A 13,761-nucleotide genomic window follows, 5' to 3' on the forward strand; every position below is an offset into this window, starting at 1 on the left:
CGTCCTCAAGGACAAGGCTTGTCACAGGCGGCTTTTTTCTGTATAGTTGCCTCAAATTCTTGGTCGGTAGAACAAGAGTGGGTCCCACCGGTCCCGCTCTTTTTTGTTTGGTACACACTGAAAACTGCGCAGACTGCCGCCGGAAATCCTATTGCACGTATTTTAAGGAATACAGGGTGAACGAACAAACACAACAGGACCAGATCATTACAGCGCTTGACGCGACACAGGATGAACCACGCATTATCCGTGAAACGGGTATTGATGCAAAAGTGGCATCGCTGATCGAACCTGCGATTAATGCTGCGGGTTTCCGTCTTGTGCGCGTGCGTATTTCCGGCCTCAACGGCCTCACCCTGCAGATTATGGCTGAGCGTCCGGACGGCACCATGACCGTTGAAGATTGCGAAATTGTCAGCCGTACCGTTTCTCCGGTTCTCGATGTTGAAGATCCGATTGACGGCAAATATCACCTTGAAATTTCTTCACCGGGCATTGACCGCCCGATGGTGCGCAAATCTGACTTTTCCAACTGGCAGGGTCATATTGCCAAACTCGAAACCTCGATGCTGCATGATAACCGCAAGAAATTCCGCGGCCGCATCATCAAGGTTGAAGCTGAGACTGTCACTCTCGAAACCGATCAGGCCACTTACGGCGCGGAAGCTCAGACCACAATTCCTTTTGAGCTGATCGCTGATGCAAGACTGATCCTGACCGATGATCTGATCCGTGATGCGCTGCGCAAAGACAAAGCTCTGCGCGAAGGCCGTATTCCGGGCGACGAATTGAGTGATGAATTCAATCTGGACAGCGGCAATGCCGATGCTCCGGAGAGCGATAAAGACAACTAAGCATTTCACGGGCGAATGACTTCATTTGCTTGTCATGATAATGCGACAAAACAAAAAAGCTTTCGCACCCAGAAGCAAAAAACGGGTGCTGCACCAAGGAGAGACCAATGGCAGTCAGTGCAAACAGGCTAGAGCTTCTTCAGATCGCTGATGCGGTTGCGCGCGAAAAATCCATTGACCGCGAGATCGTGATTGCAGCGATGGCCGATGCCATTCAGAAAGCTGCCCGCTCCCGTTATGGTCTGGAAACCAATATCCGCGCGGATATCAATTCCAAGAGCGGTGAAATCAAGCTGCAGCGTCTGCTTGAAGTGGTTGAAACTGTAGAAGATTACGCCACACAGATCGCTCTGGAATCCGCACGTGAACGCAATCCGGATGCACAAGTAGGCGATTTCCTTGCCGACCAGCTGCCGCCAATGGATTTCGGCCGTATTGCTGCCCAGTCCGCCAAACAGGTAATCGTACAGAAAGTGCGCGAAGCTGAGCGTGACCGCCAGTATGACGAATTCAAAGACCGTCTGGGTGAAATCATCAACGGTACTGTCAAGCGCGTTGAATATGGCAATGTGGTTGTTGATCTCGGCCGCGGTGAAGCCATTGTCCGCCGCGATGAACTGATCCCGCGTGAAGCATTCCGCTACGGCGACCGCATCCGCGCTTATGTCTATGATGTCCGTCGCGAACAACGCGGCCCGCAGGTATTCCTGTCGCGTACCCATCCGCAATTCATGGCGAAACTCTTCACCATGGAAGTGCCGGAAATCTACGACGGCATTATTGAAATCAAATCGGTTGCCCGTGATCCGGGTTCGCGCGCCAAAATGGCCGTTGTGTCCCGTGACAGCTCGATTGATCCTGTCGGCGCCTGCGTTGGTATGCGCGGTTCCCGCGTTCAGGCCGTTGTCGGCGAATTGCAGGGCGAAAAGATCGACATTATTCCTTGGTCGCCGGATGCAGCGACTTTCATCGTTAACGCCTTGCAGCCTGCGGAAGTGGCCAAGGTTGTTCTGGATGAAGATGCAGAACGTATCGAAGTTGTAGTACCTGATGATCAGCTGTCGCTGGCCATCGGCCGCCGCGGTCAGAATGTGCGCCTTGCCTCGCAGCTGACCGGCTGGGACATCGATATTATGACGGAAAACGAAGAATCCGAACGCCGCCAGAAAGAATTCACAGAACGCTCTGCTTTGTTCATGGAAGCGCTGAATGTGGATGAAATGGTTGGTCAGGTTCTGGCTTCCGAAGGTTTCGGTTCGGTTGAAGAAATCGCCTATGTCGAAAGCGACGAAATCGCCTCGATCGATGGTTTCGATGCTGATACTGCTGCCGAAATTCAGGATCGTGCGAAAGAATATCTGGATCGTCTCGAAAGCGATCTGAATGATCGTCGTCTTGAACTGGGCGTCAGCGACGAATTGCGCGATGTACCGGGTCTGACCAGTGCAATGCTTGTTGCAGTCGGTGAAGACGGCGTGAAGACCATGGATGATTTTGCCGGTTATGCGGTAGATGATCTCGTGGGCTGGCGCGAGCGTAAAGACGGCGAAACTGTTACTCATGCCGGTGTTCTGACACCGTTTGAAGTTTCCCGCACAGACGCAGAGCAGATGGTTCTCGCAGCCCGCCTTAAAGCAGGCTGGATTACAGAAGATCAGCTGGAAGAAGCTGCCAATGAACTGGCTTCGACAGGCGATGATGAAGAGCAGGCAGATGCTTAATCAGCATCTTGCAACTGCCGCTCGCGCGGGCGGATTTTGATGTCCGCGCATCGGCATCTACAGCAATTTCAGGAAAAGTGGAAACCGGTTTTCCGTCCGAAATTGCGTCATAAAAACGGAAATAATGCCTGTGTCAGCTTTTTTGATACAGGCCTGTTTTCCGACAAACTGCATACAGCCGGAACCGCTCGGTTTACGGCTGTCTTGCGCACACATATTGCAGGGCTTCTTGCCCTTGCACTCATATTAAAGTAGAAAACAGTTCCTCTCCACCGGCGCTGTTTTCGAGCGAAGTGGAGTTCTGGTTGAAACCGGATAAAAACGACAGGACCTGTATTGTTACGCGCGAGAGCGGCCCGGCTGTAGATCTCATCCGGTTTGTGGCTGCACCCGACGGTAGTGTTGTACCGGATCTGAAGCGCAATTTACCCGGACGCGGATGCTGGATTAAAGCAGAACGGCATATTGTTGATGAAGCGGTTAAACGCAAACTGCTGCCCCGCGCACTGAAAACGCAAGTTTCGGTGCCGGCGGATTTGGGCTCTCTGGTCGACAGGCTATTGACAAAATCCGCGCTGGGCAGTCTAGCACTGGCCAGAAAGTCCGGTGCTGTGGTGACAGGATCGGCGAAAGTTGATTCTGCTGTGCGTACCGGCCGCGTTACAATGGTGCTTCATGCGACAACAGCGGCTCCCGACGGCATCCGAAAGCTGGATCAGGCGCGTCATGCGAGGAAGATGGCAACCGGAGCAGATATAAAAGCCTATTCCCTTTTTACAGGGGATGAAATGGATTTGGCATTTGGCGGCGGAAATGTAATACATGCCGCCGTGATTGAAGGAACGGCAGCAACCGGGTTCGTCACGCGGGCGCTTCAGCTGCATAAATATCGCGGCGAGAGCGCAGCGAACTTGGAAAATCTGGCAGCCACTGCTGCGAAGGAAACGGAATCAGAATGAGCGACAGTAATTCAAACGACGACAAGACGCTGAGCGTCGACACAAAAAAGACGCTGACCATCAAGCGGCCAGGAGTCGAACAGAGCACTGTACGGCAAAATTTCAGCCACGGACGCAGCAAGTCGGTTGTTGTTGAGACGAAAAAACGTAAGTTTACCCGTCCTGACGAAAAACCTGAAGCTGCAGCCGCTCCGGCTCCTGTTCAGCCAGTTGCACCGGCTCCGACACCGGCACAAGCTGCTCCTGCTCCGGTTGCTGAAAAGCCGGCCGTGATTGCAGATGCGCCTAAGCCTGCGCCTGTTACAGAAGCTGCTGCGCCTGTTGCAAAAACAGAAAGCGCACCGGTTGCTCCGCAGGCTGCCAAGCCTGTTGAAGCCGCAGTTGCAAAACCTGTTGCACCTAAACCTGCAGCGCCTGCTGCTGCCCGTCCGGCAGCACCGGCTGCTACAGCCCGTCCGGGTGCCCCTGCGGGCAATCGTCCGGCCGGTGGTGGCTATAACAAGCCGCAGGGTTCCCGTCCGGGTGGCCGCAATGAACAGCGCAACCGTTCCAATGACCGTCCGGGCATGGTGTTGAACACCCTGTCCTCTTCGGAAATGGATGCACGTCGCCGCGCCCTTCAGGATGCGGTAATCCGTGATGCGGAAGATCGCAAACGCGCAGAAGCAGAAGCTATCCGCCGCGCAGAAGAAGAAAAGCGCCGTGAAATCGAGCGTCTGGAATCTGAGCGCCGTCAGGCTGAAGAAGATGCACGCCGCAAGGCAGAAGCTGAAGCCAAGGCTAAAGCTGAAGCTGAAGCACGCAAGCGTGAACCGGCTGCACCTGTACGTCCTGCTGCTGCACGTCCAAGCGGCGATCGTCCTTCGGGTGATCGCTCTGGCGGCCAGAACCGTGGCCCTGCCGGTCAGAACCGTCCAAATCAGGGCGGCTACAACCGCACCGGCGGCGCACCTGCCCCACGCGATATTAATGCTGAAGCACCGCTGGCCGACAAAAAGCCGACCCAGCAGGTTCTGAACCGCAAGCCGCAGAATGATGATGATGATGATCGTCGTGGTGGTGCAGGCGTACGTCGTAACGTACCTGCGAAACCGGAAGTGCGCGCTACAAAACCGACCAAGGCTGAAGAAGATCGCCGTCGCGGCAAACTGACCCTGAACAGCAATCTGGAAGACGAAGGCCGTTCGCGTTCGCTTTCGGCTATGCGTCGCCGTCAGGAAAAGTTCAAGCGTTCGCAGATGCAGGAAGTCCGTGAAAAGATTTCCCGTGAAGTGACTATTCCTGAAACCATTACCATTCAGGAACTGGCACAGCGTATGACGGAACGTGCCGTTGATATCATCAAATACCTGATGAAACAGGGTCAGATGATGAAGCCGGGCGATGTGATCGATTCCGATCTGGCACAGCTGATCGCGGAAGAATTCGGCCATACCGTTAAGCGCGTTGCGGAATCCGACGTTGAAGAAGGTATCTTCAACGTGGAAGACAATCTCAGCGCAATGCTGCCGCGTCCGCCGGTTGTTACCATTATGGGTCACGTTGACCATGGTAAAACCTCGCTGCTCGACGCAATTCGTCAGGCAAATGTGGTCTCGGGTGAAGCCGGTGGTATTACCCAGCATATCGGTGCTTATCAGGTTGAACAGAACGGCCAGAAAATCACCTTTATCGATACGCCTGGTCACGCCGCCTTTACGCAGATGCGTGCCCGTGGTGCGCAGGCAACGGATATTGCCATTCTGGTGGTTGCCGCGGATGACAGCGTGATGCCGCAGACGATTGAATCGATCAACCACGCCAAAGCGGCCGGTGTTCCGATCATCGTGGCGATCAATAAGATCGACAAGCCGACCGCTGATCCGCAAAAAGTACGCAATGCCCTGCTGCAGCACGATGTGTTTGTGGAAACCATGGGCGGTGAAGTGCTTGATGTGGAAGTTTCCGCCAAGAACAAAATCAACCTCGACAAGCTGCTTGAAGCCGTTCTGTTGCAGGCTGAAATTCTTGATCTTAAAGCCGATCCTGAGCGTACAGCTGAAGGTGTGGTTATTGAAGCTCAGCTTGACCGCGGTCGCGGTGCGGTTGCAACCGTTCTGGTTCAGAAAGGTACATTGCATCCGGGCGAGATCATCATCGCCGGCAGTGCATGGGGTCGTGTTCGCGCCCTCGTCAATGATCATGGCGACCATGTGAAAGAAGCATCCCCTGCAATGCCGGTGGAAATTCTCGGTCTGTCCGGCACTCCGCAGGCTGGTGACCGCTTTGCGGTTGTTGCCAACGAAGCCAAGGCACGCGAAATTTCTGAATACCGTCAGCGTCTTGCCCGCGATAAGGCCGTTGCCCGTCAGGCAGGCTCGCGCGGTTCCCTTGAGCAGATGATGTCTAATCTGCAGTCGAGCGGCCTCAAAGAGTTCCCGCTGGTTATCAAGGGTGACGTGCAGGGTTCGGTTGAAGCGATTATTGCTTCTCTCGACAAGCTCGGCACTGATGAAGTCCGCGCACGTATCGTTCATTCGGGTGCCGGTGGTATCACAGAGAGCGATATCTCGCTGGCTGAAGCATCAAATGCTGCCATCATCGGCTTCAACGTCCGCGCCAATAAACAGGCCCGTGATGCAGCTGAACAGCAGGGTATCGAAATCCGCTACTACAACATCATCTATGATCTGATTGATGATGTGAAAGCAGCGATGTCCGGTCTTCTGCCGCCAGAACGTCGTGAAACCTTCATCGGTAATGCTGAAATTCTCGAAGTCTTCAACATCACCAAAGTCGGTAAAGTTGCCGGTTGCCGTGTTGTTGACGGTAAAGTCGAGCGTGGCGCCGGTGTACGCCTTATCCGCGACAACGTGGTTATCCACGAAGGCAAGCTCAAGACACTCAAGCGCTTCAAGGACGAAGTTGCCGAAGTGCCGATGGGTCAGGAATGCGGTATGGCATTTGAAAACTACGAAGATGTACGCGCAGGCGACATCATCGAAGCGTTCCGCGTTGAGATGATCACGCGTACGCTGTAATCAGCAAAGCAGCGGCAGTTATCAGAACTGCCGCTGCTTCATTTCTCGGGCGGTTTACACTCATCTTCAGACATAGTGCCGCTCTGAATTTTTAATTGGCCGCATTGTCATAATTGTCAGGCTGTATCAGTCTGGTTGTGCATAGGATGAAAGCCTCGCAGGCTTTTCCGCAATCATGCAATTTGTACAGTTGCCGACCGATATTTGGCTCAGATTTTGGAGTCCCCATGTCCCGTTTTTCTTCCACAGGACCATCACAGCGTCAGTTGCGCGTCGGCGAGCAGGTTCGTCATGCCGTGGCTCAGGTGCTGTCACGCGGCGAAATCCGTGACGATGTTCTGAATAATACCGTTGTTTCCATCACCGAAGTGCGTATGTCGCCTGACTTGAAAATTGCGACCTGCTTTATCAGCATCGTCGGCAATACAGATGTGCAGACAGTCATTAAAGCACTGGCAAATAATGCGAAATTTCTGCGTGGCCGCGTTGCGCCGCAACTGCGCCAGATGAAATATATGCCGGAATTCCGTTTCCGTCCGGATACCAGTTTCGACAATTTTGCCAAGATCGATGCCCTGCTGCGTTCGCCGGAAGTTGCGCGTGATCTGCAGCAGGATGACAGCGATGAATCCGACACAGAAACACATAAAGATAACGAGAATAACGGCTGATGGCACGCAGAGGTAAGAAAAAAGGCCGTCCGGTTTCCGGATGGGTGATTTTTGACAAGCCGAAAGGCATGGGCTCAACCGAGGCCGTTTCCAAAATCAAATGGCTTTTCAGTGCTGAAAAGGCCGGTCATGCCGGTACGCTTGATCCGCTTGCCTCCGGCATGTTGCCGATTGCTCTGGGCGAAGCCACCAAAACCGTACCTTACGTGATGGACGGCACGAAAATCTATTCCTTCACCGTGACCTGGGGCGAAGAACGCTCCACGGATGATCTGGAAGGCCCGGTCACCAAAACCTCTGACAAGCGCCCGACTGAAGAAGATATTCTGGCGCTTCTGCCAAATTATATCGGTACTATTCAGCAGATCCCGCCGCAATTCTCCGCCATTAAAATTGACGGTGAACGTGCCTATGATCTGGCACGCGGTGGTGAAACAGTTGCTATTCCTTCCCGTGAAGTTGAAATTTTTCAACTTGAGCTGGTGGAGATCAACGAAGCCGGACAGGCCGTGTTTGAAGTTGAATGCGGTAAGGGCACCTATGTGCGCTCGCTCGCCCGCGATATGGGACGCGATCTCGGCTGCCTCGGTCATATTGCGGAGCTGCGTCGTCTGGAAGTTGCGCCTTTCAACGAAGATGATTTTGTAACGCTTGCAGAGCTTGAAGCCGCATGGCCGCCACTGCCGCCGAAATCTGATGATGAAGATGCGGAACCTGCGCCTGTTGCACCGCGTGATTTCTCAGCCCTTGATGATTTTATCATTGATACCGGTGCAGCGCTGGAAGATCTGGTACAGGTTGCCTTGTCCGACGATCAGGCTCACCGTGTGCGTATGGGCAATCCGGTCATCTTACGCGGTCGCGATGCACCGCTGGAATCCGATGAGGTTTGCGCCAATCACAAAAACCGTTTGCTGGCTATCGGTTACATTGAACAAGGTATGTTCAAGCCGAAACGCGTTTTCACTTATTAAACTAGAGCATTTCACAGTCAAGTTGGATCAACTTGACGTCGGGATAATGCGACAAACTAAAGAATCTAGAGCGAGCACTGCGATTCAACATAAACGTAAACCGCTCTAGCGATTACAGCTTAGCGCATTTTATTAAAAAGCCTGCATTGCAGGCTTTTTTGAAATGTGTCTGGAAATAAGCCACAGTTTCGATTATATGATCCTCAGGTTCCGTATAAGGCATTCGTCAATGCTGACTGTACAGAACTGAAGTAAACGGCCCCGGCTGGACGACATCTTGGCCACGGGCGACATTTCTCCTCTTAAACAAAAAGGACATTCCGATGTCGATTACTGCTGAACGCAAACAGGCTCTTATCAAAGAATATGCAACCAAAGAAGGCGATACCGGTTCTCCTGAAGTACAGGTAGCCGTTCTTTCGGAACGCATTTCCAACCTGACCGGTCACTTCAAAGGCCACAAGAATGACAACCATTCCCGTCGTGGTCTTCTGAAAATGGTTTCTCAGCGCCGCAACCTGCTCGACTACCTCAAAGGTGTTGACGAAGCGCGCTATCAGAACCTGATCGGCCGTCTCGGCCTGCGCCGCTAAGCGCATCATCCGGCGAAAACCCGTAACGGTTTTCGCCGGAATTTTTACCGGAGCAGGACTTTTCATTAAATCTCTCCGGCAACAGGGTATTTACGGCTCAACAGCCTGAAAACGCTCTGTATTATACAATAATGCATTCTCCGTGCGTGTAAGCGCCAAAACGGGAAAAATGCAGCAGGGCTTTAACAATACTGTCGTAAAAGCCCGATATGGAACTGTATTGAACAGGTTCCGCAGGCAGGATTGCAGGCAGCTCGTCCTTATCCGAGCTTCTTGTTGTCTTGCCCGCTCCCTGTTCCAAACCGGAATATTACATGCGCTGACATCAGCGCAGAACATAAATATTCCAAACCAAGGACAAGATATGTTCAACACTCATAAAGTTGAAATCGAATGGGGCGGCCGTCCGCTCATTCTCGAAACCGGCAAAGTCGCCCGTCAGGCAGACGGCGCGGTTATCGCCACTTACGGTGAAACAATGGTGCTGGCCACCGTCGTTTCGGCCAAGGAGCCAAAGCCGGGTCAGGACTTTTTCCCTCTGACTGTAAACTATCAGGAAAAAGCCTATGCAGCCGGTCGTATTCCTGGCGGCTATTTCAAGCGTGAAGGCCGTCCGAGCGAAAACGAAACTCTGGTTTCCCGCCTGATCGACCGTCCGATCCGCCCGCTGTTTGCTGACGGCTATAAGAACGACACACAGGTTGTTATCACCGTTATTCAGCACGATCTGGAAAACAATCCGGACGTATTGTCGATGGTTGCCGCTTCCGCAGCGCTCACCCTTTCCGGCGTGCCTTTCATGGGTCCGATCGGTGGTTCGCGCGTTGGCTACATCAACGGCGAATATGTTCTGAACCCGCATCTCGACGAAATGGCTGAATCCAAACTGGATCTGGTTGTTGCCGGTACCAGCGATGCTGTTCTGATGGTTGAATCCGAAGCGCAGGAACTTTCTGAAGAAGTCATGCTCGGCGCTGTTGTTTTCGGTCAGAAAGGCTTCCAGCCTGTGATCGATGCAATCATCAGCCTTGCTGAAGTTGCTGCAAAAGAACCACGTGACTTCCAGCCGGAAGACCTGTCGGCTCCTGAAGCCGCAATGCTGGCAATCATTGAAGATGATCTGCGCGCAGCTTACAAAATCATCGACAAGCAGGCTCGTTATACCGCTGTTGATGCTGCCAAAGCTAAAGTTAAAGCGCACTTCCTGCCGGAAGATGCGGAAACAACCGAATATACTGCTGAGCAGATCGGTACTGTTTTCAAATCGCTGCAGGCTAAAATCGTTCGCTGGAACATTCTGGATACCGGCAGCCGCATCGACGGCCGCGATCTGGTAACCGTTCGTCAGATCGTATCCGAAGTTGGCGTTCTGCCACGCACACACGGTTCGGCTCTGTTTACCCGCGGTGAAACACAGGCAATCGTTGTTGCAACACTGGGTACCGGTGAAGATGAACAGTTCATCGACACTCTGGCTGGCCTGCAGAAAGAATCCTTCCTGCTGCACTACAACTTCCCGCCATATTCCGTTGGTGAAACCGGTCGTATGGGCTCACCAGGCCGTCGTGAAATCGGTCACGGCAAACTGGCATGGCGCGCAATTCATCCGATGCTGCCTGCCAAAGAACAATTCCCGTACACTCTGCGTGCAGTTTCTGAAATCACTGAATCCAACGGTTCGTCCTCCATGGCAACCGTATGCGGCACCTCGCTGGCGCTGATGGATGCCGGTGTACCTCTGACCCGTCCTGTAGCCGGTATTGCTATGGGTCTGATCAAAGAAGGTGACCGTTTTGCAGTTCTTTCCGATATCCTTGGTGACGAAGATCACCTCGGCGATATGGACTTCAAGGTAGCCGGTACTGAAAACGGTATCACTGCTCTGCAGATGGACATCAAGATCGACGGTATTACCGAAGAGATCATGAAAACCGCTCTGGAACAGGCTAAAGGCGGCCGTGTTCACATTCTCGGTGAAATGGCGAAAGCACTGTCCGGCGCGCGCGCTGAACTCGGTGAATTTGCACCACGCATCGAAGTGATGAACATTCCGACCGACAAGATCCGTGATGTTATCGGTTCCGGCGGTAAAGTTATCCGCGAAATCGTTGAAAAGACCGGTGCCAAAATCAACATCGAAGATGACGGCACAGTCAAAATTGCTTCTTCTTCCGCCAAGGAAATCGAAGCAGCGAAGAAATGGATCCACTCCATTGTTGCTGAACCGGAAATCGGCGAAATCTACGAAGGTACAGTTGTTAAAACGGCTGACTTCGGCGCATTCGTAAACTTCTTCGGCCCGCGCGATGGTCTGGTACATATCTCGCAGCTGGCTGCAGACCGCGTTGCCAAGACCACTGATGTGGTTAAGGAAGGCCAGAAGGTCTGGGTTAAACTGATGGGCTTTGATGAGCGCGGTAAAGTGCGCCTGTCGATGAAAGTCGTTGATCAGGAAACCGGCAAGGAAATCGTTGCCGAGAAGAAAGAAGAAACCGCAGCTGAATAAGCTGATTTCGAGTTTCAAAAAGCCCCGCATAGAAATATGCGGGGCTTTTCATTTAAGCATGGAGTAACTACAGTCTCAGTTCAGGAGTGCGTTGTTTAAACCGGATCAGCCTGTGTCTCAGCTTTTATGCCCTTTTGCAGCCAAGCCTCCTGATGGGCACAATCGACAATTGCCTGTGCCTCACTGACAGCCATAGTCAGCAAATAGGCAAAGAAACTCTGTTTGCTTTTATGGGCCTGTGAAATCATCTCATTCAGTTGCAACAAGCGCGCCTGATGTTGCAGCAGACATGTTGCAAAACATTGCGGCTGACAACATTTGCGCGCCATAGTACTACTCCCCCGCGAGCAACACAGCATTACAGATAGTTTGAAACTTTAACCGATAATAAGTTCAATATAATATCTGCCAGAAACCACCTACTGTCATCCTTCTCAGGTAGAAAAGACCAAAGAAATTTTATGATTACCGGCGCCCAAAACACCCTCTTTCTGCCCTTTGAGAATGAAACACTTGATCTGCCGCAGGCGGGAGAAAAATATCTCTGCTTCGGCATCAGTGCCGACACGACACTCAGCACAGAGTGGAAACAGGCAATGCATTGTATTCAGCCATTGAGGCCGGAATGGCTGGCGCTCAATAAAGCCGGATTTCATGTCACGCCGCAGATCAGCGAAAATCAGACCTATGACGGCGGTATGATTTTGCTCGGCAAACATCGCGGCCGCAATGAGGAATGGCTGGCGGCACTGCTGACCCAAGTCAAAGCCGGCGGGTTGATTATTATCGCCGGTGACAAAAAGCTTGGCATTGACAGTTTCCGCAAGCGCAGCGACCAGATTTCAGCTTCCATCGACCGCATGTCCAAAAACCATGCTGTAGCCTATTGGCTGGCGCGCCCTGAGGCGATTGATGCCGGGATCTCACAAAGCCTCATTCCGGAGCAAAAACGCGTAGACGGGCGTTTCTGGACGAAAGCAGGCATGTTCTCCCATGGCGAAGCCGACAAAGGTTCCGCTCTGCTGGTACCGCATCTCAAAAACATCGCCTTCGGTCATGTAGCGGATTTGGGGGCTGGCTGGGGTTATCTCAGCGCCGCCTGTCTCGACAATCCGGCCAAGATCAGCCGTATTGATCTTTATGAAGCGGATTTTGAGGCACTGGAAATTGCCAAAAGCAATCTGGCTGAACTCAACATTTCAGTACCGCTGCACTATTACTGGCATGACGTCGCTTCCGAGCCGATGACAGAGATTTATGACACGGTTATCAGCAATCCGCCGTTTCATACCGGTCGCAACACTGATATTTCGCTCGGCCAAAGCTTTATTACGGCTGCTGCCAAACGTCTTAAATCCGGCGGACGTTTCCTGATGGTGGCAAATCGCCAGCTCCCTTATGAGGCTGTCTTGAAACAGCATTTCCGGCAAGTGATGCCGCTCACTGATAAAGACGGTTTCAAAGTCATCGAAGCACGAAAATAAAGCAGTTTCAGGAAAAGTGGGAACCGCCTTCGCGGGGAAAATAGTTCACTGGACTATTTTCTTGTCCCGCTTCGATCCGTCCGAAACTGCGTTAAAATAAATCACAAAAAAGCCGCGCAATGCGCGGCTTTTTTCATATCATATGTAACAGGCTTATTCAGTGCCGGTTGCATCCGAGCTTTTCAGCTCTTCAAGCGTCGGCATGGAGACGATGTTGTAACCTGAATCCACAAAGTGAACTTCACCGGTTACACCGCTCGACAGATCCGACAGCAGATAGACTGCGGATTTACCCACATCATCAATATCAACGGTACGGCGCAGCGGCGAATTGCGGCGCTGATACGAGAAGATCGCACGTGCATCACCGATACCGGCACCGGCCAGTGTACGCACAGGGCCAGCCGAAATTGCGTTAACGCGGATATTCTGCGGGCCATAATCGGCAGCCAGATAACGCACCATGGCTTCAAGAGCAGCCTTGGCAACACCCATCACATTATAGTTCGGAATGGTGCGGGTTGAGCCGCCATAGGTCAGTGTGAGGATCGAACCGCCGTCTTTCATCAGCTTCTCAGCACGCTGAGCAACTTCCGTGAAAGAATAAGCAGAGATCACCATTGTACGGCTGAAATTTTCACGGGTGGTGACATCCGCATAACGGCCTTTGAGCTCTGTCTTGTCAGAAAAGCCAATGGCGTGAACGATAAAGTCGAGCTTGCCCCATTTTTTCTCGATCTCGTCAAAGACCGCATCAACGGTTGCAATATCTTCCACATCGCAAGGCAGTACGAAATCCGATCCGACCTGCTCCGCCAGCGGCTTCACGCGCTTGCCAAGAGCATCACCTTGATAGGTGAAAGCCAGCTCAGCGCCCTGATCGGCAAGATGTTTGGCAATACCCCAAGCAAGAGAATGGTTGTTTGCAACACCCATAATCAGCCCGCGTTTGCCCTTCATTAAATCCTGCATACTCTCT

The 13,761-nt window shown here is 52.6% G+C and carries 11 protein-coding genes; 9 read left to right on the top strand and 2 right to left on the bottom strand.

From position 1 onward, the window contains the following. Positions 1-176 precede the first annotated feature (176 nt). The 8 genes from rimP to pnp all read left to right on the top strand — a co-directional run bounded on the left by rimP (position 177) and on the right by pnp (position 11,298). Positions 177-854 (top strand): ribosome maturation factor RimP, encoded by a 678-nt coding sequence (gene rimP, locus JNC80_RS03265; RefSeq protein WP_376709498.1) that lies wholly within the window; start codon positions 177-179, stop codon positions 852-854. 107 nt (positions 855-961) lie between these two features. After that, a complete protein-coding gene (nusA, locus tag JNC80_RS03270) occupies positions 962-2,575 on the top strand; it encodes a transcription termination factor NusA (protein WP_075653983.1) in 1,614 nt (537 codons plus the stop codon). 305 nt (positions 2,576-2,880) lie between these two features. Continuing rightward, positions 2,881-3,534 carry an RNA-binding protein gene (locus tag JNC80_RS03275; RefSeq protein ID WP_084664797.1) on the top strand — a complete coding sequence of 218 codons (654 nt, stop codon included), beginning with the start codon at positions 2,881-2,883 and terminating at the stop codon, positions 3,532-3,534. Next, positions 3,531-6,554 (top strand): translation initiation factor IF-2, encoded by a 3,024-nt coding sequence (gene infB, locus JNC80_RS03280; protein WP_376709499.1) that lies wholly within the window; start codon positions 3,531-3,533, stop codon positions 6,552-6,554. Before JNC80_RS03275 ends, infB begins: the two co-directional genes overlap by 4 nt. Before the next feature lie 227 nt (positions 6,555-6,781). Continuing rightward, entirely contained in the window at positions 6,782-7,225 is a 444-nt protein-coding gene (gene rbfA, locus JNC80_RS03285) for a 30S ribosome-binding factor RbfA (RefSeq protein ID WP_075653979.1), read from the top strand. Then, on the top strand, positions 7,225-8,199 hold the full coding sequence (truB, locus tag JNC80_RS03290; protein WP_376709501.1) for a tRNA pseudouridine(55) synthase TruB: 975 nt from the start codon (positions 7,225-7,227) through the stop codon (positions 8,197-8,199). Before rbfA ends, truB begins: the two co-directional genes overlap by 1 nt. A gap of 323 nt (positions 8,200-8,522) precedes the next feature. Beyond that, on the top strand, positions 8,523-8,792 hold the full coding sequence (rpsO, locus tag JNC80_RS03295) for a 30S ribosomal protein S15 (RefSeq protein WP_022711344.1): 270 nt from the start codon (positions 8,523-8,525) through the stop codon (positions 8,790-8,792). 364 nt (positions 8,793-9,156) lie between these two features. Next, on the top strand, positions 9,157-11,298 hold the full coding sequence (gene pnp / locus JNC80_RS03300) for a polyribonucleotide nucleotidyltransferase (protein WP_022711345.1): 2,142 nt from the start codon (positions 9,157-9,159) through the stop codon (positions 11,296-11,298). A gap of 95 nt (positions 11,299-11,393) precedes the next feature. Here pnp and JNC80_RS03305 read toward each other — a convergent pair whose 3' ends face one another. Further along, positions 11,394-11,627: a hypothetical protein gene (locus JNC80_RS03305; RefSeq protein ID WP_376709502.1), complete on the bottom strand. Its 234-nt coding sequence runs from the start codon at positions 11,625-11,627 to the stop codon at positions 11,394-11,396. A 132-nt stretch (positions 11,628-11,759) separates the two neighbouring features. On the opposite strand from JNC80_RS03305, the gene JNC80_RS03310 reads away from it, so the two are divergent. After that, positions 11,760-12,782 carry a class I SAM-dependent methyltransferase gene (locus JNC80_RS03310; RefSeq protein WP_376709503.1) on the top strand — a complete coding sequence of 341 codons (1,023 nt, stop codon included), beginning with the start codon at positions 11,760-11,762 and terminating at the stop codon, positions 12,780-12,782. A 153-nt stretch (positions 12,783-12,935) separates the two neighbouring features. On the opposite strand, the gene fabI is transcribed toward JNC80_RS03310, so the two are convergent. Beyond that, entirely contained in the window at positions 12,936-13,754 is an 819-nt protein-coding gene (fabI, locus tag JNC80_RS03315; protein WP_075653974.1) for an enoyl-ACP reductase FabI, read from the bottom strand. Positions 13,755-13,761: the final 7 nt, after the last annotated feature.

Source organism: Pseudochrobactrum lubricantis, assembly GCF_041929865.1.
GTDB classification, from domain to species: domain Bacteria; phylum Pseudomonadota; class Alphaproteobacteria; order Rhizobiales; family Rhizobiaceae; genus Pseudochrobactrum; species Pseudochrobactrum saccharolyticum.